At 40.6% G+C, this 23,363-nt stretch carries 18 protein-coding genes; 10 read left to right on the top strand and 8 right to left on the bottom strand.

The genetic code is table 11. From position 1 onward, the window contains the following. Complete coding sequence (locus B9A52_RS09205) at positions 1–564, bottom strand: RNA polymerase sigma factor (protein WP_084120029.1); 564 nt, start codon at positions 562–564, stop codon at positions 1–3. 121 nt (positions 565–685) lie between these two features. Between B9A52_RS09205 and B9A52_RS09210 the strand changes: the two genes are divergently transcribed. Together B9A52_RS09210 and B9A52_RS09215 are read left to right on the top strand one after the other, a co-directional pair. Then, the gene (locus tag B9A52_RS09210) at positions 686–1,318 is read left to right on the top strand and encodes a hypothetical protein (RefSeq protein ID WP_084120030.1); all 633 of its coding nucleotides are present in this window, start codon (positions 686–688) and stop codon (positions 1,316–1,318) included. A 4-nt stretch (positions 1,319–1,322) separates the two neighbouring features. Next, the gene (locus B9A52_RS09215; protein ID WP_084120031.1) at positions 1,323–1,745 is read left to right on the top strand and encodes a hypothetical protein; all 423 of its coding nucleotides are present in this window, start codon (positions 1,323–1,325) and stop codon (positions 1,743–1,745) included. Positions 1,746–2,119: 374 nt separating this feature from the next. Here the strand turns inward: B9A52_RS09215 and B9A52_RS09220 are convergent, their stop codons facing one another. The 3 genes from B9A52_RS09220 to B9A52_RS09230 form a co-directional block, all read right to left on the bottom strand. Then, positions 2,120–2,848 (bottom strand): hypothetical protein, encoded by a 729-nt coding sequence (locus B9A52_RS09220; protein ID WP_157370113.1) that lies wholly within the window; start codon positions 2,846–2,848, stop codon positions 2,120–2,122. Between the two features lie 109 nt (positions 2,849–2,957). Next, positions 2,958–3,755: a hypothetical protein gene (locus B9A52_RS09225; RefSeq protein WP_157370114.1), complete on the bottom strand. Its 798-nt coding sequence runs from the start codon at positions 3,753–3,755 to the stop codon at positions 2,958–2,960. Positions 3,756–3,844: 89 nt separating this feature from the next. Beyond that, a complete protein-coding gene (locus B9A52_RS09230; RefSeq protein ID WP_157370115.1) occupies positions 3,845–4,405 on the bottom strand; it encodes a hypothetical protein in 561 nt (186 codons plus the stop codon). A gap of 447 nt (positions 4,406–4,852) precedes the next feature. Here B9A52_RS09230 and B9A52_RS09235 point away from each other — a divergent pair, with 447 nt between their 5' ends. Both B9A52_RS09235 and B9A52_RS09240 read left to right on the top strand, forming a co-directional pair. Beyond that, positions 4,853–5,968: an AraC family transcriptional regulator gene (locus tag B9A52_RS09235; RefSeq protein WP_084120035.1), complete on the top strand. Its 1,116-nt coding sequence runs from the start codon at positions 4,853–4,855 to the stop codon at positions 5,966–5,968. A gap of 92 nt (positions 5,969–6,060) precedes the next feature. Next, complete coding sequence (locus B9A52_RS09240) at positions 6,061–7,194, top strand: acyltransferase family protein (RefSeq protein ID WP_084120036.1); 1,134 nt, start codon at positions 6,061–6,063, stop codon at positions 7,192–7,194. Positions 7,195–7,216: 22 nt separating this feature from the next. Here the strand turns inward: B9A52_RS09240 and B9A52_RS09245 are convergent, their stop codons facing one another. Then, positions 7,217–9,310: an acylase gene (locus tag B9A52_RS09245; protein ID WP_084120037.1), complete on the bottom strand. Its 2,094-nt coding sequence runs from the start codon at positions 9,308–9,310 to the stop codon at positions 7,217–7,219. A 490-nt stretch (positions 9,311–9,800) separates the two neighbouring features. On the opposite strand from B9A52_RS09245, the gene B9A52_RS09250 reads away from it, so the two are divergent. Further along, complete coding sequence (locus B9A52_RS09250) at positions 9,801–12,230, top strand: TonB-dependent receptor (protein ID WP_084120038.1); 2,430 nt, start codon at positions 9,801–9,803, stop codon at positions 12,228–12,230. A 606-nt stretch (positions 12,231–12,836) separates the two neighbouring features. Continuing rightward, the gene (locus tag B9A52_RS09260; protein WP_084120039.1) at positions 12,837–14,417 is read left to right on the top strand and encodes a bifunctional metallophosphatase/5'-nucleotidase; all 1,581 of its coding nucleotides are present in this window, start codon (positions 12,837–12,839) and stop codon (positions 14,415–14,417) included. Positions 14,418–14,594: 177 nt separating this feature from the next. On the opposite strand, the gene B9A52_RS09265 is transcribed toward B9A52_RS09260, so the two are convergent. Beyond that, positions 14,595–16,019 (bottom strand): Gfo/Idh/MocA family oxidoreductase, encoded by a 1,425-nt coding sequence (locus tag B9A52_RS09265; protein ID WP_084120040.1) that lies wholly within the window; start codon positions 16,017–16,019, stop codon positions 14,595–14,597. Positions 16,020–16,291: 272 nt separating this feature from the next. On the opposite strand from B9A52_RS09265, the gene B9A52_RS09270 reads away from it, so the two are divergent. The 3 genes from B9A52_RS09270 to B9A52_RS09280 all read left to right on the top strand — a co-directional run bounded on the left by B9A52_RS09270 (position 16,292) and on the right by B9A52_RS09280 (position 18,740). Further along, entirely contained in the window at positions 16,292–17,365 is a 1,074-nt protein-coding gene (locus B9A52_RS09270; RefSeq protein ID WP_084120041.1) for a metallophosphoesterase, read from the top strand. Between the two features lie 31 nt (positions 17,366–17,396). Further along, positions 17,397–18,335, top strand: coding sequence for a metallophosphoesterase family protein (locus B9A52_RS09275; RefSeq protein ID WP_084120042.1), 939 nt, complete (start codon positions 17,397–17,399; stop codon positions 18,333–18,335). Between the two features lie 120 nt (positions 18,336–18,455). Then, the gene (locus B9A52_RS09280) at positions 18,456–18,740 is read left to right on the top strand and encodes a hypothetical protein (protein WP_084120044.1); all 285 of its coding nucleotides are present in this window, start codon (positions 18,456–18,458) and stop codon (positions 18,738–18,740) included. 119 nt (positions 18,741–18,859) lie between these two features. On the opposite strand, the gene B9A52_RS09285 is transcribed toward B9A52_RS09280, so the two are convergent. Continuing rightward, entirely contained in the window at positions 18,860–20,428 is a 1,569-nt protein-coding gene (locus B9A52_RS09285; RefSeq protein ID WP_084123448.1) for an arylsulfatase, read from the bottom strand. A gap of 134 nt (positions 20,429–20,562) precedes the next feature. Continuing rightward, positions 20,563–20,814: a hypothetical protein gene (locus tag B9A52_RS09290; RefSeq protein WP_084120046.1), complete on the bottom strand. Its 252-nt coding sequence runs from the start codon at positions 20,812–20,814 to the stop codon at positions 20,563–20,565. Between the two features lie 266 nt (positions 20,815–21,080). On the opposite strand from B9A52_RS09290, the gene katG reads away from it, so the two are divergent. Beyond that, positions 21,081–23,339 (top strand): catalase/peroxidase HPI, encoded by a 2,259-nt coding sequence (katG, locus tag B9A52_RS09295; protein WP_084120048.1) that lies wholly within the window; start codon positions 21,081–21,083, stop codon positions 23,337–23,339. Positions 23,340–23,363: the final 24 nt, after the last annotated feature.

The raw sequence follows: 23,363 nt of genomic DNA on the forward strand, positions 1-23,363 counted from the left end.
TCAGTTCGTATTTAAAATTTTTGATGCTGTCAAGGCTTTTTGCAGTTTTGCCCGTGCCTTGGCGTAATTTGATTTAGATGTGCCTTCAGAAATACCGAGCTTTTCTGCTATTTCTTTATGGGTGTATTCCTCTACAGCAAAAAGTGAAAACACTACCCGATATGCTGGTGGCAATTGCTGGACCAGTATCAATAATTCCTCTGCACTGATGTCATCTAATACAGTCGGAAGGTAGCCTTGACTGTAATCAGCACCTTCCAAATCCTGAAAACGCTGCTCGTACGCTTTGATTTTTCGAAAATGGTCAATCGCGGTATTGACCATGATTCTTCGCACCCATCCTCCGAAACATAGTTCAGGATTGTAGGTATGCAAGTGTTGAAAAACTTTCAACATACCTTCATTGACTAGTGACTTCGCTTCTTCCAAGTTTTTTGCATAGCGCCTACAAACGTTCATCGATAAGGAATAGCTTAGCTCAAAAAGCCTTTGTTGAGCCTTTTTATCTTTTGAAAGGCACTGCTTGATTACTTCTTGTAATTCACCGGAATTTGGAAGATTCATATTAGCATTATCACGAAGTAAGGAGGCTTTATGGTTGCCTTAAATTTTTATTTTTTTTCAGGCAACCATTTTTAAAGGTCTGCACGTAATCCCGATGAATTAAATCTAAAATCAAATAACTATGAAAAAAAGAATCATTATGCTGTTTGTACTTGTAATGGGGACTCATTACATACATGCCCAAGAAAGGCAGGAGACCTTATTTGGGGAGAAATTAACCATTTCCAATATTGGAGTAATGGTAGAGCCCGGGATTCAGGTGACACAGCTGTCACGAGAGGCTGCCGGTTTTTTCCAGTTCCGAGGGGGACTGATTTTCAATGACAAGTTCACTTTTGGGGGATTCTTTGGTCAATTGCTCAATGATGTCCGCCCGGAAACTTTTGCAAATAGCTTACCGGATAGAGCGCACTTGGATTCATGGACTGCCGGTGGATTCTTGGAATACACAGTCTTCTCCAACAAATTGATTCACTTCACTTTTCCATTATCCGCTGGGGTGATGGAGGTGGAAATTGACCATGAGGGTAGAGACTTTGATTATGATGAATCCAAAACTCTGTTTGTGGAGCCAAGAGCTTTACTGGAGGTCAACCTACATAAATTTGCCAGGTTGAATGCAGGAGTCGGTTATCGGGTGATGGGCAATATCGTTGAAAATGCAGCGGGTGTACCCACCCCCGGCAATGCTTTTACTTTTCAAGTGGGTTTAAAAATGGGAATTTTCTCTTTCAATCAATTGAAAAACAACTAATTATATGAAAAGACCAACTCTTATTTACCTTTTAGGTATGTTTTTGTCTTCCTGTGCACTCTTGGAGGACAATAATTCACAAGTCTCGACTGAGGTCAGGAATAGCAGTGAATTAACTGAAATTTTAACCTCAGCAACAGGTCTAAGCATCATTACCTTTATTGAAGATGGGAGGGATAAAACATCCCAATTTTCAGGGTATATATTTTCATTCAATACGGATGGCAGTGTAAGAGCTTCTTTGAACGGTATTGATATCAGTGGTACCTACCGGGTTTTTCGTGATGATGGAAGACTGGAACTTGAAATGGATTTCCCATTAAATTCTCCTTTGTACGAATTGGACGATGATTGGTATTTCGAATCCAAGACTTCCGATACTTTATCCTTCGAAGACAGTGGGGATAGACTTGTATTTCAATTTTGACATTTAGCCAACTTATAATTTTCACACCATTGAAAAATCACTTAAGACAAAATACATTGTTCCTAAACTAATTTTGGGTAAACATTTATCAACCCATATTCAGCTCATTTATGACGCCCTTCAGAAGTGAATAAACCCTATTCCGGTTGCAACTATCGTTGATAGGGGAGCCGGTTTAAAAAAGAGGTCAGAAACGACCTCTTTTTATTTAAAACCTTTTTGATTTACTTTCTTCAGGTTATGTGGCCAATAAAGCTTTCGTTTAATCCACATTTTTTTTTTACTTGCAGGCTACATATGATATCTGCAAACCCTAGATTCCAAGAAATAAAATTGATCTTTGGATGTTATGAGAATCAACAAATCCATTTTTTTTACAAACCCAAAGCAATATAAATTATTCCCCAAATCTCCGTTTTATTGTCTTTGACCAGCTTTGATGGTTTGATTTGGGGCCGATTGGAAAGCGTACTCCTGTACAAACATGGCGTGGATTCTTTATCTGCCTGTAATTTCACCCAGCCATAATGATATTCTCCATCAATCCTGATGCTAAGACCAACAAAATAGTCTTTGTTGGGAGCCCAAGGCCCTGACCATTGGTCCGGTTGGTTTTCAGTAACTGTCCTAACCATCATGGATCCAGTGAAAATACTCCATTCTGAAACCTCAGAAGTGTTTTCCGGACCGATTAAGGTGCCCGATACTAAGGGAGTGATTTCATCTCCACTGAGTATCACCCTTGCATCTCTATTCGAATTGATTTGGAAATAATGCCTCACCCCCATATTAAATCCGACCGACATGACATTAATGGTAAAATCTTGGATTTCGTCCTGATTTAGGTCCAGCAAATACGCATGGAAACCATAAACAGGAAATGCTTCTTCCAGCACCTTGTGTTTAATCGTAGACCTGATTGGTTCAATATCAGGATCTTGATGACAGGAAGAAAGGAGTAAAATTGGAAATATGGGAGCCAGAATAAATTTCCAGAAATTGGAAAACCCTTGTGATCTGTCCAAAGAGGACACCTTTGAAAATGCCGATTTCATAATAGTAGAGGCACTTTCTTTTTCCCGAGTTAAAATAGTTGGTTTCATAATTAAATTTTTTTTGAAATTTTATTGATTTTTTAAATAATTATTGATTGAATTTAATTCATTGATAGTTTGTAAAATGATTGGATCAGCATCCTATTAGGGAAAGATTTTAGCCAATCAACTCCTGTAAAAGAAGTGCGGTACATATATTGGCCATCAGGAATCTTTCTTCTTGGTCAAGTCCCCGGACAAAATAAACCTGTCCTTTATCAGCTAGGTTGACAGCTGCAAGCGGATATCCCGACTGGTCCCGAATTTCCAGACCCATAGAGCCAAAAGGCATTTGAAGGGCCTTCCCGTTTTGACTGAGAATACTCGATACGGGATAGATAGTGTAGTAATCCCCATTGCTCATTGAAATTGTTCCTGCATAAGTTTTGGGATGGCGCTGTGCCCTGTCATTGTCTAGGATCAGTTGCCAAGGTTCGGCTGCGTTTGGCGTGTATATCTGTGCAAAGTATACGCTTGATGAGTTTCCTTTTTTCAATTCAAGCAGATCAATCCCCACAGAGAGAATTCCCCGGTCATTTCCGATGAGGAGATCAGCTGCTTGGAATTTGGAAACACAGAAAACCGAAGATGTCCGCAAGCCTCCATCTGAAAGGTCAAACCGAATTGTTTGTTTCCTTTCTATGTATTCCGTGCCAATGATATTCAGGTACTCACCTGTGGCATAGTTGCCAAAACCTATGCCTGAATAGCTATTGCCGCCTCTGGTCCAGGATCTGCGGATTTCAGGTGTATGAAATTCACCAAAGAATAATTTTTGGTTGATAAGAATCCCTGTACGTCCACTAACTTCTAATTTTTGGTGTCCGTACCAATCATCACCTAGCAGGGCAAGATTGGCTGGCGCACATCCTGCAGATAGTGTAAGAAAAAACAGAATGATGATTATTTGCTTCATTACTTTAATGTTTATAGGTAAATAGATCAATGGTTTTTTAGGATTAGAAAGCTGATTTCCAAAAATCCAAAACAAACAATTGGACTAAATCAAAGCACAACATCCACCTTGACCAATCGGAAGTCGCGAGGTACGATTTCTCCTTCAGCAGCCATCCAAGTATTGTTGTTTCTATCAAAATAACGGGCAGTATTGGATAGGCGGAGTACCTCGTTGGCATCGGCTATTTGCGAAATATTCTTCCGAATCAGTAATGCATCTTCGGGGGCGGGAAATTCCCGTATTTCGCGAAGTTCAAATACAGTATCCCAAAGGATAGTATTTTCGCCATCGATCAAATTTTCCAAAGAAATCGTCAGGTTTAGAGTGGCCATTGCACCATCATAAACCTCTTCACTGTAATACTTAGCCTTCATCACCTGGAATTCTATCTGGTGTTCCATTCTTCCGTTCACCGGATTTTTGGGAACAAGATCATCAGACTCTTGGCAACCTGTAAGCGATGTCAAGGCTACTATAGGAATTATAAGAGAATTTAACATCCAAGCGGTCCTGATGGACTTGACTTTTAAAGTCCAAAGGTTGGCTAGATTCGAAATCTGACCTGAAAAAACACCTAGGTTTTCCTGAGTCGAAACAGTTTTTTTCATTTTTTCAATAATTTTAGTTGGTTTAGCATTTTCTCCCAATTTTCGTTGGAGACAAAAAGTCATTCTCAAGATTTGTCCCCATTATTTTAAAGTGCTGTAAATCAATTATTTGAATAAGAAAGTAACACTAATCATGTGTACGGAAATGAACAAATCCAGTCCTAAATTGAGACGTCTTGGATGGTGTGGAATTGAGGGGTATGTTTGATTTTTATCCTTGGGAGGGGACCTGTCCATAACTTTAGTTAAAAAAAATTAACGCTATCTAATTGTTCATCAATCCCTAAGCTTATGAAACATTAAAATTATTCACAGGTTTTTTTGATCATTCGATTTTACCTGGGTCTAAGGAATTTTTAAATCTGTTTGTACACCAAATCAGTAAAAACTTAAAGTTCTTTACATATTTGCACTGTGTTTCATCCTTTTCATATAATTTCAAAGTAAATGGAAAATCTCTTCTTTTTTAGCGGTTCCATTACCTCATTTTTTATTGTTCTTTTGTTGAGCAAAAGAAATAAAGCCATTTATGATTGGTTCTTGTCCGCATGGTTTTCTTTGATTCTGTTCCATATCATAGTTTTTTACCTTTCTTCCGTCAATCAATTTGATGCGATGCTGGAAATCAGCAGTGCTGCTGTATTTTTAAATGGACCCATCCTATGGTTGTATACCAAACATTTATTCAATAAGCGTTTCTATTGGAAACAAACCTTACACTTTGTTCCATTTTTGCTCAATGTAGCAATCATTGCACCCTATCTGTATCAAAACACACTTGCACCCTTCTCTGATTTGTCACGTATGCTGCTTTCTTGGGCAAAACTTGGAAGTATATTGATTTACAGTCTATGGTCCATTCAAACAATCAAACGAAATCTGAGATTCGCTAAGGAATATTTATCCAATGTTGAAAACCATCACGTTAAATGGCTTACTATGGCGCTTAAATTGGTACTTGTTTTATGGAGTATCGGATTTTTCAGTCAACTAGTTTTTCAGGCTGATCTTTTTGAATTGAATCCTGCTCATGAAGACATATTGCTTAACATCTCAGTGAGTATTTTAGTGGTTTTTATGGGTTACTATGGATTTAGACAAGCTCCTGTTTTTGTTGGATCTGCTCATTTGATTTTTAGAGAAAATAGTGATAATGAAGAATTTATAGTTTCTGAAAAGTATCAAAAATCAGCTTTGAAAGAGGAGGATTTAAAATATCATGGGGCACTTCTTGAAGGCTTGATGTCAGCTGAAAAACCTTATAGAGATCCGGATTTGAGCCTTTTAAAATTGGCTGATCAATTAAATATGACTACAAACCAGCTTTCCCAGATCATTAACCAGTTTCACCATAAAAACTTTTATGATTTTGTCAATTCTTACAGGGTTGAAGAGGTCAAAAAAAGATTGATCAATGGAGACGTGAAGTATACTACCCTTTTGGGTATAGCATTGGATGCCGGGTTTAATTCTAAAGCGACCTTCAATCGGTTTTTTAAAAAATACACGGGACAAACCCCTTCCGAATACCTAAAAGGGCTAAACACCAAATCAAATCCATAAAATTTTTGTGCCAAATGGGTTTCATCCTATCCATTGCAACGCTTAGCCCAATTGTTCACTGAATATTTGTGCCAAAAATATCGGCATAAGTAATGAACCAAAAAGTATTTTTCCCCAACCTCGATGGACTAAGGTTTTTCGCCTTTTTCTTCGTATTCATGTACCACTGTTACTATGAAGTACCTCTACAAGGTAAAGACAGTTTTATTTATTTGGGATTTCACAAATTATGGGAAAACGGTGACCTAGGTGTTAATTTTTTCTTTACCCTATCCGGTTTTTTAATCACCTATCTTTTACTTTCTGAAGAAAAGCAATTGGGCAGTTTCAATATCATTAGATTTTATTGGCGGAGAACTTTAAGAATCTGGCCTCTTTATTTTACAACTGTACTTTTCGGCTTTTTTATTTTCCAGACACTTGTAAATTCGGTAGGGGGAGAAATTGAAGAGACAGCAAATGTTTGGTACTATATCTTTTTTCTTGGAAATTTTAATAGCATCATCAACGGAGCGCCTGTTTCTGGTACGCTTTCAGTACTGTGGTCAATAGCCATCGAAGAGCAATTTTACCTGTTTTGGCCAATTCTTCTGCTTTTTTTCAAAAAACAAAGACTTGCTTTATTTATCATTTTACTCCTAATTTCTCTAGGGTTCAGAGCAATGTACTTGGATCAACACGAAGTGATCTTCTATCATACCTTCAGTGTAATGTCTGATTTGGTGATAGGCTCTTGGTTGGGATGGTGGTGCTTTAAAAGAAATTTGAGCCAGATGGAAATGCCCTCAATTTCCAGAACAAACAATGCGCTTATTTACTTAGTGGGATTTTTACTGATCCTTTTTCGGAAAGAATTTTTCGTTACCCCTGCACTCCTGATCTTGGAACGCGTGGTATTTGCCCTCTTCTTTGGATTTATCATTTATGAACAAACCTTTTTCAAGCAATCGCTATTCAAAATCGGAAGTTTCAAGAACATAAGTTATTGGGGAAAATTCACCTATGGCCTTTATTGCTTGCATATTCCCGCTATGGTATTTACAGAAGGTTTTGCAATGATCGGTGGAATTCACGAGGCAGCCTGGTGGGTATTTTACGGCAAAACCATTTCCACTTTCTTGCTCAGCCTTATCTTTTGCCAACTTTCCTTCCGCTACTTAGAAAACCCTTTTCTAAGACTCAAAGATGCTTCACCTACACAAATTTTAAGGCAAAGAGTAAACTAAATGGCTATGAAATAAAATCAAATCACTTCTTACCTCCCGGATTATAAATCTCTTTTGCAGCTTTCAGGACCTCAGCCTTATCCAAAGTCATCGGTTTCAATTTTTGATCAAGGAAGAGTTCCATCTGATCATCAAAGTGGGGGCTGTCAGGGTCATTGCTTGCTCCGAATACATTGATTGTTTCGATCTTAGGAAGGCCTTCCCCAAAGCGGACCATCATTATATAGGACTCTCCCTGTGTTCCTTTCCTCATCCCGTTTTCCCAAGGCAATGAACGCATGGCTGTAATCACATCATCAATTCCCTGCAAAGGCAGCGCTTTGTCGCCCCTTACCAGTTTTTGATAATCTCCCAAAGTCACCAATTCCTTTCCAAAATGGGTTTTAAAATGGGTTTTGGCAGCCAAGAGACTTTCCACAGATTCTTCTTCGGTAAGTGTGGTTTCCCAACTCCTCCCATTTTCAGCAAATTTGTCCCACCAATAATAGTAGACAAAGGCAAAAACTGCCGCACCTTCACTCTCAGTTCCTGAGCGTTTGTCCCAGTTGTTGATGGCTTCAATCTGTTTGGTGATTTCGGGGTATTTGCCCGGGTTTAGGCCAAAAAGTGATTCCATATTGGTACGGAAAGCCAATTTTTCGGGCAATTGTCCATCGTACTTAATTTCTTTGAAGCGCTCATAAGAAATGGTCCCCGTGTCGGGCATGATTTCCCTGAAGCGGGTCGATCGGTTATTGTCTCGCAGCAGGTAATTCATGGATTTCGGGTAATTGTCCGGATTTAAATTATCCGCCAATCCACTTGCCCTAAAAGGGGAATGATTGGTATTGAAAAGGAATCCCGAAGCAGGATTGAATTGTTGTGGCAGATCCTCAAAATCATGGTAGCCAGTCCACAGGGCTTTTTTGGTATTTCCGGCTACTGTCCCGGTGAAATCAATGGATGGTTCTCTGACGGGGATCAGGCCATTGCTCACATAAAAGATCGTGTCATACTTGTCTGCATACACCGTGTTGAAACTGGTCAGTTCCATCCGCGACATGGCTTCACTGAATTCTTTAAAATTCCGGGATTTGTTCATTCGCCACCATTGCTCCGGCGCTCCGATTCGCTCCAGGGCACCCAAACGGATGGAAAATGTTCCCTGCTCCGTAACCAAGGTAGGACCGTAGATGCTTTTCCATATTTTCTTTGGAAAAGGAATCGTAATCAAATTCCAAAGTTTTACCCTAAGCCAAACCGTCTCTTTTTCCAATTCCAGCCATTCTCCATCTACTAGGTATTGATCCTCATTTTCAGGATTGATGTCCAATTGGTACAGATCCAAAAGATCAGGGAAATTGACCGTGTGTGCCCATCCAAGATTTTCATTTACTCCGTGAAAAATCATCGCTCCGCCCGGGAAAAGTCCACCAAGAATATTCCATCCTTCCTCTGAATGGAGGTGCGCCTCATACCAAGCCACAGGTCCGTCTAGGGGTTGATGGGAATTGATGGCCAGAAAAGCCTCACCGGAGTCCGTTCGGGAAGGGTGAATGGCAATGGCATTAGAGCCTTTGGGGTCTGCATCAAATGGTACGGTTTCTACTTTTCCGGAGACGATTTGTTGGACCGCACGATCTGCTCCGGACATCTGGGCAAGGGAGAGCATATAGGCAGCCGATATTTCTTTGGTATTGACAGGAAAGCCTTTTTTCAGTAAAACTTCTTCAGGATGTGCCAATGCAAAGTCATTCATTCCTGCTGCGTAGGCTTCCAAAATCGCTTTGAATTCCTCTGAATAGGCTGATCCATATTTGGCCTCTGCGATTTCAATGGTCTGCAGTAAATGTCCAAAGAAATCCACGGCTGCTCCATCTTGGCCATATTTCCTTCCCAGCATCCGCTTCCCGGCTAGCAATGTTTTTTGGATTGTTTCAAAATCATCTTCGGCATGTGCCCAAGCCAAACCATAAGCGACATCTGGATCGGTATGGCCAAAAATATGTGGCACTCCAAATTCATCGCGTGCGATTTGGACCTTTGACGTATCCCAACCAGAATGGTCATATGCGGGGTCACAAGAAAAAATAAGAAGGGGAAAAAGCAGGAAAAGCGCGGTTCGGATGATCTTCATAGGGTTTTAATCGGTGGTAAGAATTGATTGCAAAATTCGTTTTTATTGTAAACAAAAAAAACGCTAGTTTGTCTGTTCTTAAGGGAAAAAATGGCTTGCTTGTTTCATGTTGTATTCATTTCTTTCCTTACAATTTTAAGCACTTCATGACTTTTACAAGGATATATATTAATGAAAATTCGTAAATGGTTTAGAGAAAAAAAATCTTTTAAACAAACAGGATCGGATCTTTTTGCCCTAGATCAATTTTTTTACACGCTCAAAAAGGCAGTCGCTTCAAAAAAACGTAATTGAATTTTTATTTAGTTATTCAATTTTGAGATGTCATTCTTCCAGGAAAAAAACAGAGGTAATTGTGTTGCCATCACGATTGAGGGTAATTACATTATTTTTTTTAGAATTGATCTAAATAAATTTTGAAAAAGAATTGTCATTTCTTAATCTTGTATTCTTATTTAAAATTAATCCAAATAAATTCGATAGATATACGATGAAATTGTTTTTTACGATTGTAAGTGTACTGGCAATTGGGATGAATGTATCATTTGCCCAAAAAAATGTATTGAAAGGAAGGGTATTGGATGAGACCAAGCAAGCAGTCCCCGGTGTGGCGTTGATGCTAGAGGGTACTGTTAGGGGTGTGCAGTCTGACCTTTCAGGTGGTTACGTCATGAAGGATATTCCCGAAGGAAATTATGTGCTGAAGGTCAATATGCTCGGATATGATGAAGTAAAGCTTCCCTTTAGTATAGCCGAAGCAGAAAACCTTGAGCTGGATATCACGCTGAAGGAGGCGCCTCTTTCCTTGGATGCTTTTGAGTTCTCTGTCAGTAGAGGGATTATGGGGCAAGAACGTCTTCCTGAGGTGGATCGCTTCCGGATCAATGCCGGGAAAAAAAATGAGGTAATCCGTGTGGGTGAGATCAACGCCAACCTGGCCATGAACAATAGCCGTCAGATATTTGGCAGGACACCGGGAATTTCCATCTGGGAGAATGATGGCTCTGGAATACAATTGGGCGTAGCTTCCAGAGGTTTGAACCCCAATCGCTCTTGGGAGTTCAATGTAAGGATGAATGGATACGACATTACCCCTGATCCTATGGGTTACCCGGAGGCATATTTTACTCCTCCAATGGAAGTGGTAGAACAGATCGAAATAGTGCGTGGTGCTTCATCTATTCAATATGGTTCTCAGTTTGGCGGATTGATGAATTTTGTGATGCGAAAGCCGGATAAATCTACCCGGTTTACTTTCGAAACTTTAAACACTGTGGGGAGTAATGGGCTTTTCAGCACTTTCAATTACCTAGGTGGAACGGAGGGGAAGTGGAGTTATACCGCATATTATCAAAAACGTGTTGGGAATAGCTGGAGAGAAAACAGCTATTTTAATACAGACCATGCCCATGTGGAGGTAAACTATGCAGCCAGCAACCGTTTGATTATTGGGTTGGATATGACTTACATGGATACAGAAAGCCAGCAGCCTGGTGGTTTGACAGACGAACAGTTCAATACGGATCCAAGGGTAAGTACCAGAGAAAGGAATTGGTTCAGTACGCCTTGGTTTATCCCAGCATTGACAGCCGAATATATCCTTAGCGAAAACACCAAGCTGAGTTGGAAGACTTTCGGAACATTTGCAGAAAGAAACTCGGTCGGCTTTATGAGGCCAATAAACCAAGAGGATGATATGGGCAACAGGCAAGTGGACAGGGATTTCTATACTACCTACGGTTCAGAATTCAGGATGATCACAGAGTATTCCTTGTTTGGCAAGTCAAATACCTTGGCAGCCGGAGTTCGGTATTTCAACGGTTTCATAGACAGAAAGCAATTGGGGACCGGAGATAATGGAACAGAAATGAACTTTGACCTAATTTCAGGTGGGGTATTCAGAAGAGATTTTGATTTTACCAATATCAACCAAGCTGTATTTGCTGAGAATGTATTCCGGTTTTCGGACAAGTGGTTATTGACTACGGGCTTGAGGTATGAGAGAATTTCATCCAATATGGAAGGATTATTCAATATCGTCAATGAGGAAGAGCAGATATTAGTTCCACAAAATCGAATCAGGAATTTTGTTTTGGTGGGTATAGGGTCTCAATATAAGCTCACTCCTTCGATGGAGATTTATTCAAATTTTTCCCAAGCTTACAGGCCTGTGCTGATATCTGACCTTACACCTCCTGCTACCACAGATATTATTGATGAAAATCTGCAGGATTCAAGAGGTTTCAATTTTGACATCGGATATCGTGGGGCGGTTCAGGATTGGATGAAATTTGATATGGGATATTTTTACCTGAATTACGCGGATAGGATCGGTACCATTGCTGTACAGGATGATAATGGCGCTATCAATCAGTTTAGAACCAACTTGGGCAATTCGGTTAGCCAGGGTTTTGAGGGATATGTTGAGTTTGACCCTATTTCAGCCCTCACCAAAACTTCCAATTTTGGATACCTACACCTGTTTGCTTCACTTGCATTTGTGGACGCAAGATATGGGGATTTTGAAACGACATCAGTCAGGGATGGTGAGATAGTTCGGGGAAATCTCAATGGCAATCGGGTAGAAAATGCACCCAGGAGAATCAACCGTTATGGACTAACGTATCGATATAGTAAGTTTTCCATAACTTGGCAATTGAGCGATATCGGAGATGCATTTTCAGATGCTTCCAACACAGTTACTCCAAATTCCACTGCTACTGTCGGTTTGATTCCAGCATATAGTGTGCAAGACCTTTCAGCCTCTTTCGACATAAAAAGCCGTTATATATTCAAGACCGGAATCAATAACCTGACCAATGAAATGTACTTTACCAGAAGGGCAGGCGGCTATCCGGGACCAGGTATTATGCCTGGTGAGGGGAGGACCCTTTACTTCACTTTTGGATTGAAATTGTAATTCTCTTACCGCATTTTCTAAAAAAAAGCTGCTACATTCTGGATGGGCAGCTTTTTTGTTTTTCCCTTGATCTTGATTTTTCGGTCTTCTTGTGATTTTGGGCTTGTAATGTAAATGATCGGCAAGGTCGGAAGCAAAAGTTATGTGTCCATGATTCTGAACCGCAAAAAACCGCTGACCCTTGATTTGGCCAGATTATTCCATAAAGAACTGAATATCCCTGCGGATATACTGCTTTCTTAGGCATTGACTTCAAATCCGACAAAATCAAATAAAAAACCAAGCATCGCAGAAAGAATCAAGTCCAAAATCCTCGGTTTGGTGGAGACCTTTATCAACGGGATCTCGGAGGCGGCTTAGGGTCGGTAGGCATAACTGCCTTTGATATCAAATGAACTGAAAAGGGATTAAAACTTTTTTACATTAGCAAGCAAGAATTTTGAATTGAGAAACCCCAAGCGAATGAATAATGGGTTCTCCTATCCATTCTGTAGTTTAAAAACCAAAATTACAATCCTTTTCATAACTTGCGATCCAAAGAAATGCAAAGGTTAAAACAATTTAAAATGCGAGTAATTCCAAAAAAACAAGATCAATCCTCCGGTTATGAATAGATTTCTCACTCCGCTTAAAAAGACTCTTTATTTTTTTGTGTTTTTTTTCATTTCAATTTCTGCATTAGCCCAAGGATTTTCAGAACAACAACTTTTTAGAAAATTCACCATTTTATATACCAACGATTTGCATTCCCATCTTGAACCTCACATTGTTCCGTGGGTTAGCGAGACCCGGGCAATAGGAGGATTTGCCAATATCGCGGCTTTGGTTAAGGATGAAAAAAAGAATAACCCCAACACCATTTACCTGGATGCCGGGGATTATTTTACCGGTCCCTACATAAGTTACATCACCGAAGGTAAGGCTGTCATAGATGTGATGAACAAAATGAAAATCGATGCTGCAGGGGTAGGTAATCATGAATTTGATCACGGTTGGGAAAATGTCATCAAACAGTTCAAAAGAGCAAATTTCCCTATTTTGAATGGCAACATATTCCTCGAAAACACCTCATCCCTTTTATGGAACAAACCCTATATGGTCTTAAAGACAAATGGTGTGAAAGTAGGATTGATAGGACTTCATGGCAAATTCGCCTTCTATGATACAATTTCTGAGGAAATGATACAAGGTGTGGAGGCAAGGGATGAGGAAGTATATCTGAAGCAATATTTGAATGAATTGGAAGGCAAAGCAGACATCATTATACTCTTGGCGCACCAAGGTATTCCGGGAAGACAATCTTCTACCGGAAATGTTGATGTTAGTCGAAACCTGCAGAAGGATATTGAACTCGCCCAAAATGTTCCCGGGATTGACATCATCATCACCGGTCATGCCCACCAAGGCACTCCTGAACCTTTATTGTCCGGCCAAACCCTCATCGTATCTACAGATGCTTTGGGTATTCAGCTTGGAAAACTTGATATTACCTATGATCCGGATACTGATAAGATTGTTTCTTATTCAAATAAGCTTCAAGTTGTGTTTGATGATGAAATTGAAGATGATAAAAAAACAAAGGCAGTAATTGATAAATGGAAAATCAAATCCTCCAAAATCGCTGCTGAAAAAATATCCTTGGTTTCTGAAAATCTAACCCGCTCATATGGGGAAGAATCTTTATTGGGTAACATGGTGGCTGATGCCATTTTACATTCCTTTCCTGATAATGACTTTGCAGTGGTAAACAGCGGGGGATTACGTCAAGATATTCCTGCAGGGACAGTTACCGTTGGGGATATTATTTCGGCATTTCCGTTTCCAAATACAGTTGTCAAGGCGGAACTAACAGGTAATCAGATTCTTGAGGTATTCGAACATGCCGCTTCCCTTACCAATGGGATATTACAGGTTTCTAAAGGTGTTATTTTTATTTATGATGAGAACAGACCGGTCGGGAATAGGCTGGTTTCTCTCAAAATTCAAGGTGAATGCGTACAAAAAGACCGTATTTATAAAGTTTTGGTGCCGAATTTTGTTTCTGATGGTGGAGATGGCTACCTGGCATTCACAAAAGCCTTGAACAAGAAAAATACCCATGAATTGGTAACTGAATCCATCAAAAAATATCTCAGTACATTTCCAACTTACCAAGCCAAAATTGAAGGTAGGATTATTAAAAAATGATGATTTTCCCTCAGTGGAAGCAATGCCAATTAGGCTATTTGGATTTGAATGATCTCATTCCATCATTCTGGTTTTTTACTTTTAAAAGTTTGATTAATGAGATTTGGGATAAGAAGTAGTAAAAAAAAGCCACCGAAAATCATCCAGTGGCCAAAAATTATATAAGTTCTAAAACTACTAAACCCTATAAAACTCCTCCCAACCTTTCCTTGGAGGCATACCTGCCAAGACCTGATTGGCAAGCGGGTTGTTGATAATCTGTCTTGTTTCCCTGTCAAATTCCAGTTTTACCCCCATTTGTTGGGCCATTACTCCCAGGCAGAATACCTGACTCAGCGGTCCTGCAATTTCAAATGGAGACCTTGTCTTTTCCTCCCCTTTGCATGCTTTGAGGAAATTCGCAAAGTGGTTGGAAGGGCTTTGGGGCACTTCAGGAAGTTTGGACTCCCATTCCTTGGCCTTCTCCTCCGGAATAATGGACAGCGTGCTTCCATGTGACCCGCCTTTAAAGATCAAATCCTTGCTGTATATAATTTTTCCCGGGTTGAGTTTGGCAGGTTGAATCTGACCTGTGCTTGGTGGAGGGATGTTAGGGTCAAGTTCGGAGACACCATAACCTTCCGGCACAGCCGGGATATTGTCCAAGCCATCGTACCAGGTGATGGTCAAAGGAGGCATTTGCCCACGTTCAGGGAATTTAAATTCCAGTGTTGTGGACATAGGGAAAAAGAAAGGATTATGACCACTCAATTTCACGGGATTGACTTCATAAGGCAAGCCAAGATCCAAAAATTCATGGGCAGTGTCAATAATATGTGCCCCCCAGTCTCCCAAGGCACCCATGCCGAAATCATACCAGCAGCGCCACTGTCCATTATGAAAGTCTTTGTGGTATCCATGCGGCTGTGCCTGACTCAACCAAACATTCCAATCCATAGTGAAAGGAACAGGTTGGCTTGCAGGATATCGAGAAATATTGGGATCCCATCCATGCCAGCGACGTCTGCTGTTCATGTGCGCTGTTATTGCTGTGACATCTTTGATTATGCCGGCTTCTTTCCAGGTTTTAAATTGAAAATAGTTAGCCTCTGAATGTCCTTGATTGCCCATTTGAGTGGCAAGTTTTGGGTTTTTCTTTGCTGCAGCGATCATCAGATCCACTTCCTGGAATGTGCGTGCCATGGGTTTTTCCACATACACATGCTTTCCTTCAGCCAATGCCATCATGGTCACAGGAAAGTGGGAAAAGTCCGGTGTAGCAATGCTTACCGCATCAAATTCTCCACCCATGTCATCAAACATTTTTCGGAAGTCCTGATACCTTTTCGCATTAGGAAACATATTCATGACTTCCAAAGTCTGCTCTGCACCCATATCGACATCACAAAGGGCCACAATATTACAGAGGCAGGTATTATTCAGTGCCTTGATGATTTCTTTTCCCCGGTTGCCGATTCCAACACAGGCCAGATTGACCTTGTCAGATGGGGCAACGTGGCCCATGGATTTGCCCAGGACATTGGGTGAAATAAAAGTGAATCCGGAAAGCCCCAATGCTGCGGTGGCTCCGGTTTTCAGAAAGTCTCTACGATTGGTGGACATGGTTTGGTTATTTTTGTGTTTGTTGGTAATATTTGACTATCCAAAGCTATATTTCTCCCTGTCTTTTGAAAACTGCAGTAATAGATTTTGGAATAATTTCCTCAATCTACACGGCTTATCCCAAAAAAGAACGGTTAGTTCAGAAAATCAACGGAAAGGTTTGCATAAATAAAATTGACTTTGATGATTAGGGCAGAAACACTCATTTTACCTGAAAACATGGATTTGTTTTCTTCAAAGATTATATTTAAGCATACTAAATAAAACCTAATGTGAAAAGAAGGAGATTATTAAGCTTATGCCTGTCTTTCCTGTTGCTGGGATTTACTGTTTCAGCCCAAGACAAAACCTATGTAGCACCAAACCTCGAAAGTGAGAACGCTTGGACTTTGGTCTTGTTTCCGGACACCCAGACTTATGTGAAGTTCAAAAGAAACCAACCTATTGTGGACTTAATGGTAAATTGGGTTGATGAGCATATTTCACCTTTGAATATCAAGTTGGTTTTGCATGTAGGAGATTTGGTGGAGCATAATGGGCTGGTAAACCCTGATGGAATCGTGGGGAATCAGACAGGAACGCAGCAATGGGAGGCCATTTCCCGTTCATTATCAACTTTGGACACAAAAGTACCTGTAATCGCCACAACAGGAAACCATGATTTTGGCATTGCCAATATTGAAAACCGCCAGACTTTTTATAACAAATATTTCCCCATCGAAAAAAATCACCATAATCAAAGGATGATTCGGGAAGTTGCCATTGGCGACGATGGCATGCCCGGTCTAACTAATGCTTTGTATGAATTTATTGCACCCGATGAAAGAAAATTCTTGATTCTTGTACTGGAATTTGCTCCAAGAGAGTCCAATTTGCAATGGGCCATTCGAATGGTCAATCAGGAAAAATACCTGAATCATACCGTGATTTTGCTGACACACTCCTATTTGGAAAGCGACAATAAGCATATCGAAACAGAAAATTATCCCATAACAGATAGAAACTATGGCAAGGCTATCTGGGAAAAATTGGTAAAACCTTCCAAAAACATTCAAATGGTCTTTTCTGGACATATCGGAGTTCCTGATCAAAAAAGTGGTCATGTCGGATTCCGAACAGACACCAATGCAGGAGGCAAAAAAGTTCATCAAATGACTTTCAATGCCCAAGCCATAGGCGGCGGGTGGCATGGAAACGGCGGAGATGGTTGGTTGAGATTGTTGGAATTTCAGGGAAACCGGGTTTTGGTCCGTACTTTTTCACCCTTATTTGCTATCTCTCCCAGCACAAGGCATCTTGCTTGGGGAACCGAAGCCTATCAGTCCTTTATCTTTGACTTAGATTAATTTTCCCAGCAAAATAAACTCAATTCCAGAGATGATATCCAGAAGAAAACTCTTAAAACTATTCGGCATGGGCACTGTGGGTGCCGGAATGCTTCCAATAAGCTGTGCAGTGCCCAATGCCAAAGATGAAACAAAACGAAAGCCGGTTCTTAGGTTTGCACATGTGACAGATATGCATATTGAACCTGGCATAGGTGCAGAAGAAGGAGTGAAAAAATGCATAGACTATATCCTTGAAAAAGAAAAATCAATTGATTTTTTTGTGAATGGCGGAGACCTGATTATGGATGCTTTGGATAAAACTGAAGCGGAAACCGAAGCCCAATGGGCAGTATGGCGGAAAATCAGAGCAACCTATCCGGATCTGAAATTTTATCATTGTATTGGTAATCATGATGTCTGGGGCAAAACGCCTCATGAAGAAAAATATCCAGGTAAGGCCTGGGTATTGAAAGAACATGGTATGGATAGTCCATATTATACTTTTGAGTCACATGGCTGGCAATTCATTGTTTTGGACAGTACGCAGCCGAAGGATGATGGCACTTGGTACACTGCCAATCTTGATTCCAAGCAACGCGCATGGTTGGAGCAAACCCTTAAAGACATCCCTTCTGAGAAACCTGTTATGATTATTTCGCACATACCCATTTTGGGAGCGACGCCATTTTTGGATGGGGACAATGCCAAAACAGGCAACTGGGTTGTTCCTGGGGCATGGATGCACACAGATGCCAAATCATTGGTCAATTTGTTTTATAACCACAAGAATGTAAAAGTCTGTATCAGTGGACATATTCATTTGGTAGAAACTTTGGTTTACCATGATGTTCATTACCATTGCAGCGGTGCCGTCTGTGGCAATTGGTGGAATGATGAGCCCTATGAGCTTACCAATAAAGGCTATGCGCTATTTGAACTTTTTGAGGATGGCACCCATACATTTAAATATGTGGAATATGATGTTTGATCGGATGAAGGGAACAATTTTATTCTCTTCTCCACCAAGAAAAAATGGGGCCGAAGCTCTCAATTGAGGTCAAATTTGGGTTTAAGGTAACAGTTTGAACACCGCAAAAAACAAAGAAATATGAATGTCAATTCCGCATCTTATCACTGGGTTGGTGATCAGTACGCTCATTTGAGTCTTCCAACCCATATCCACGACAAACATCCAAATTTGAAATTCACCTGCCCCTATTCTGGGCCCTTATTTGGTCATTTGTCTATTGATAAAAGAAAAAACAAAATCACTTTGGAAGGTAAAAAGACTAATTGGATAGGACCATCCCCAATGGAACTTGGATATCCCATCAATTCCTCAGAAGAAAAAGGAAAGTATGTCCGACCCTTTATATCGGATCGTTCGATTTGATTAAGATGGTATTTTCCCCATTCATTGGAGAATTACATCTATCTAACAGCCTTCAACCGTCCTTTAAGATTTTTGTCCTTGGTCATAGGCGAAGAAAAAATGACATCATCTATTTGCCATCACTTTTTAAAACCCTTGTCTACTTCCTCTCGCCAAAACTTCAAACCTTCCTGATTTGACCATTCTTTATCCGGATAGTTGGGGCTTAACAAAAGGTTTGTAGTTCGCTTGACCAACATACCGCCTTTCACAAAACCATCCCCTCTTTCCTGTAAATGGCTGATCATCCTGGATCTCCACAATTCAAGTTTTGGGATATGGCCTTTATCTGAAATTAAGTTTGTTGTTTCTCCTGGATCTTTTTCAAGGTCAAACAGCTGCTCTTCTCCTGTGGAAAAAAACCAAATATACTTTTCCTTGCCATCTGTAAGCGCAGCCCAATAATTATCAAAGGAATAAGTAGAAGCATGTTCCAGGTCTATATATTCCCGCCATTCTTTGGTGTTTGGATCTGCCAACAGCCCCAAAAGTGAACTTCCTTCCATGATATTGGGCTTAATGCCACCAGCTGCTTCCAAAAAAGTAGGCAAAATATCCCTGATTTCAACTGGATGGGGGAGTTTCTTCAATGAGGTATCATAGTCAAATGATTTGGGCGGTTTTATCACCAAGGGTACTTTGGAGGAACCTTCATAGGCATAGGTTTTTCTCCAATGGTGATGATCACCAAGCATGTCGCCATGATCTGAAACAAATAAAATCAGACTGTTATCATACATGTTTTTTTCTTTCAAAGCTGCCATGATTTTCCCAATTTGCTCATCAATAAAAGTAACCAAAGCAAAGTAATGTCTTCGGCTATGAATTGCGTGATCTACTCCAAAATCTCCAAAAGCAGCTTCCCGTTCTTTTGGGAAGTTTCTGAATTTTTCTGACCATTCTCCTTCGAAAGGGGCTTTGATGGGAAGATCTTCATATAGGTCCAGAAAACGCTGAGGCGGATCATAAGGACTATGTGGCCTTGCAAAAGAAACTTTCAAAAACAAGGGATTATCCAAATCGTAGTTTTCCAAAAATTCTACTGCCATCTCTGATTTCCAATGGTCAGGATGTAAATGTTCCTCTAATTGATAAACTTTTGCATTATGTTCATTCCACAAGATTCCTGTTTTATCAGGATCTTGGCCGGGAGCGTTCAATTTAAACCAAGTTCGGTAGTCACTGATAAAGCCATCTGATTCTATTCTACCACTTTCATCCACCAATGTGCCATGAAATCCATGTAAAGTCCTTTGAGGCGTCCAATGCATTTTGCCTATACCATAGGTGTAATAACCCAGATCTCTGAGCATTCCGGGCATTTCGTATGGATACTGCCGGGCAACTTTGGCATATCCAAGCATACCATGACCCCAAGGTGACATCCCTGTCAGCAGTGCTGCCCTGGCCGGAGTACAACTTGGCGTGGAAGAGTAGGCATTGGTAAAATATACACCTTCCGCTGCCAATTGATCAAGGTTTGGGGTAATGATATTCGAGCCTTCAAGATACCCTACTGCATCAAATCGCTGTTGATCGGTTACAATCAAAATGATATGGGGTTTTTGGGCAAATGAATTATAAAAAGCAAATACAAGAATGTAAACCAAGCCAATAAATTTCTTTCGTATAAAATGCTTTGAAATCATGATTCTTGAAGGGTTAAACTTTAAAGCTGAGATTGGATATTCAATTTTTAAGGTTACCCAATATAAAACGAAAAATAAATATTCCACAGAATCATTTTTGGTTATCAATACAGGAAGCCTATAACCGCCACGCTTTAAATCACCCTAGTCTCAGAATACAGGTCATAAGCAGCCATCAAAAGCTGATGGTCGGGTGCCTGACCATAGCGGGCAAACTTTTGCAGTTCACTCCGCTCCTCAACATATACGGGAGAATATAACCCATCCAATTCATCCCAAATGACAATCAGGTAAGCATAGGGGATTTTGCTTGAGCGACCCTTTTCCAGCCATTCGTCAAAAAGAGATTCATCCAAAGTTTGGGGATAGTTGGGGCCTTCGAACATGTTTTGCTTCGTTTTGTGTGATGGTCAAAGATAAGGGGAATTCAAATTTATTCAGGACCGAATATTTAAGTCAGGAGAACCATGGGAAGAAATATTTTTTGAAAGTCAGGGAAAATGGTCCTTTGAGCTATTACCAATTGGAATTCGTTGATCAAATATTCATTCCCTCAATAACCAATAGATAATATCAATGTAATATTTTATTTAATAGATGGTATATTTGGTTAGAAGTATTTTAATCCGATATTTCACTAACTCAGAAAACTATGAAAAAAATTATGTTGGCATTTGTCCTTTTGGCAAGTGCATTACTTACCGGTTGTAAACAGGAACAACCTGAAGTAGAAGCGTGGTCCGGGGCTACCAAGAAAAGTCTCAGCAATGCGATAGCTACCCAAAATGCCGATTGGTGGCCAAATCAGTTGAATCTGAACATGCTGCGTCAGAATTCTGAACTATCCAACCCATTGGGTCCGGATTTCAATTATATCGAGGAATTCAGAAGCCTGGATTATGAAGCGCTTAAAAATGACATCCGTGCCGTCATGACTGATTCTCAGGATTGGTGGCCGGCAGATTTTGGACATTATGGCGGATTGTTTATCAGAATGGCCTGGCACAGTGCAGGAACATATCGTTCAGGTGATGGTCGCGGCGGTTCCCGTTCCGGTCAGCAGCGTTTTGCACCATTGAACAGTTGGCCGGACAATGGCAACTTGGACAAAGCCAGAAGATTGCTTTGGCCTATCAAACAAAAATATGGGAATAAGATTTCCTGGGCGGATTTGATGGTTTTGACCGGAAATGTTGCTCTGGAATCCATGGGATTTGAAACCTTCGGATTTGCAGGGGGAAGAGAAGATGTGTATGAACCGGAGTTGGATGTGTACTGGGGCAAGGAGACCAAATGGTTGGATGACAAGCGTTATTCCGGTGACCGTGAATTGGAAAATCCACTTGCGGCTGTTCAGATGGGTTTGATCTATGTAAATCCGGAAGGTCCTAACGGAAATCCTGACCCGGTTTTGGCAGCACATGATATCCGTGAGACCTTTGGCAGAATGGGGATGAACGATGAAGAAACAGTTGCCCTGATTGCAGGTGGTCATACTTTGGGTAAAACCCATGGTGCAGGTCCTGCTTCCAATGTAGGTCCTGAACCTGAGGCAGCTGATATCGAAGAGCAGGGATTTGGTTGGAAGAGTACCTACAAATCCGGTAAAGGCCAAGATGCCATTACTTCCGGTCTTGAAGTAACTTGGACGTCTACTCCGGCACAATGGAGTCATGACTATTTGACTTTCCTTTTCAAATACGAATGGGAACTGATGAAAAGTCCTGCAGGCGCACATCAGTGGGTGGCAAAAGATGCGGAGAAGATTATTCCTGATGCATTTGATGCCAACAAAAAGCAGCCACCTTACATGCTGACCACAGATTTATCTTTAAGATTTGATCCCGAGTACGAGAAAATATCCAGGAGATTTTTAGAAGATCAGGATGCCTTCAATGAGGCTTTTGCACGGGCTTGGTTTAAGTTGACCCACAGAGATATGGGTCCAAAAACAACCTACTTAGGCCCTGAAGCTCCTACGGAAGATTTGATCTGGCAAGATCCCATCCCGGCAGTCAATCATACTTTGGTCAATGCGCAGGATATCGCTAGTTTAAAAACCAGTATTTTGAATTCAGGATTATCCATCAATGAAATGGTATCCACGGCTTGGGCTTCTGCGTCTACGTACAGAGGTTCCGACAGAAGAGGAGGTGCCAATGGTGCAAGAATCAGATTGGCTCCACAGAAAGACTGGGAGGTAAATAATCCCAAGCAACTGCAAAAAGTCTTGTCTACTTTAGAGAAAATCCAAAATGACTTCAATGCTAAATCCAATACCAAAAAGGTTTCCATGGCTGACCTGATTGTCCTTGCCGGAAATGTCGGAGTTGAAAAAGCAGCTGCCAATGCAGGTTACAAAATTCAGATTCCGTTCAACCCAGGAAGAATGGATGCTACACAGGAGCAAACGGATATTGAATCCTTTAAACTATTGGAACCCATGGCCGACGGGTTCAGAAATTACCTGAAAACCAGATATACATTATCCACAGAAGAATTGTTGGTGGACAAAGCACAGCTTTTGACATTGACCGTTCCTGAAATGACTGTACTTGTAGGCGGGATGCGCTCTTTGAATGCAAATTTTGACGGTTCCAACCACGGTATTTTTACTGATAAAAGAGATGCATTGAGCAATGACTTCTTTGTAAACCTCTTGGATATGAGCACTGAGTGGAAAGCCACGGATGACACAAAAGAGAAGTTTGAAGGTAGAGACAGAAAATCCGGCGAAGTGAAATATACTGCTACCAGAGCCGATCTGATATTTGGGTCCCATTCTGAATTGAGGGCTTTGGCTGAAGTCTATGCCCAGGAAGATTCTAAAGAGAAGTTTGTCAAAGACTTTGCCGCTGCTTGGAACAAAGTGATGGAACTTGACAGATTTGATTTGGTCTATAAGAATTGATCGAAATCTATGTGTTTTTAAAGC

This window comes from Aquiflexum balticum DSM 16537 (assembly GCF_900176595.1).
Taxonomy (GTDB): domain Bacteria; phylum Bacteroidota; class Bacteroidia; order Cytophagales; family Cyclobacteriaceae; genus Aquiflexum; species Aquiflexum balticum.

Bases quoted from the DNA above. Each gene is read 5' to 3' on its own strand.
- B9A52_RS09205 (WP_084120029.1), bottom strand. From the start codon at position 564: ATGAATCTTCCAAATTCCGGTGAATTACAAGAAGTAATCAAGCAGTGC.
- B9A52_RS09210 (WP_084120030.1), top strand. From the start codon at position 686: ATGAAAAAAAGAATCATTATGCTGTTTGTACTTGTAATGGGGACTCAT.
- B9A52_RS09215 (WP_084120031.1), top strand. From the start codon at position 1,323: ATGAAAAGACCAACTCTTATTTACCTTTTAGGTATGTTTTTGTCTTCC.
- B9A52_RS09220 (WP_157370113.1), bottom strand. From the start codon at position 2,848: ATGAAACCAACTATTTTAACTCGGGAAAAAGAAAGTGCCTCTACTATT.
- B9A52_RS09225 (WP_157370114.1), bottom strand. From the start codon at position 3,755: ATGAAGCAAATAATCATCATTCTGTTTTTTCTTACACTATCTGCAGGA.
- B9A52_RS09230 (WP_157370115.1), bottom strand. From the start codon at position 4,405: ATGAAAAAAACTGTTTCGACTCAGGAAAACCTAGGTGTTTTTTCAGGT.
- B9A52_RS09235 (WP_084120035.1), top strand. From the start codon at position 4,853: ATGGAAAATCTCTTCTTTTTTAGCGGTTCCATTACCTCATTTTTTATT.
- B9A52_RS09240 (WP_084120036.1), top strand. From the start codon at position 6,061: ATGAACCAAAAAGTATTTTTCCCCAACCTCGATGGACTAAGGTTTTTC.
- B9A52_RS09245 (WP_084120037.1), bottom strand. From the start codon at position 9,310: ATGAAGATCATCCGAACCGCGCTTTTCCTGCTTTTTCCCCTTCTTATT.
- B9A52_RS09250 (WP_084120038.1), top strand. From the start codon at position 9,801: ATGAAATTGTTTTTTACGATTGTAAGTGTACTGGCAATTGGGATGAAT.
- B9A52_RS09260 (WP_084120039.1), top strand. From the start codon at position 12,837: ATGAATAGATTTCTCACTCCGCTTAAAAAGACTCTTTATTTTTTTGTG.
- B9A52_RS09265 (WP_084120040.1), bottom strand. From the start codon at position 16,019: ATGTCCACCAATCGTAGAGACTTTCTGAAAACCGGAGCCACCGCAGCA.
- B9A52_RS09275 (WP_084120042.1), top strand. From the start codon at position 17,397: ATGATATCCAGAAGAAAACTCTTAAAACTATTCGGCATGGGCACTGTG.
- B9A52_RS09280 (WP_084120044.1), top strand. From the start codon at position 18,456: ATGAATGTCAATTCCGCATCTTATCACTGGGTTGGTGATCAGTACGCT.
- B9A52_RS09285 (WP_084123448.1), bottom strand. From the start codon at position 20,428: ATGATTTCAAAGCATTTTATACGAAAGAAATTTATTGGCTTGGTTTAC.
- B9A52_RS09290 (WP_084120046.1), bottom strand. From the start codon at position 20,814: ATGTTCGAAGGCCCCAACTATCCCCAAACTTTGGATGAATCTCTTTTT.
- katG (WP_084120048.1), top strand. From the start codon at position 21,081: ATGAAAAAAATTATGTTGGCATTTGTCCTTTTGGCAAGTGCATTACTT.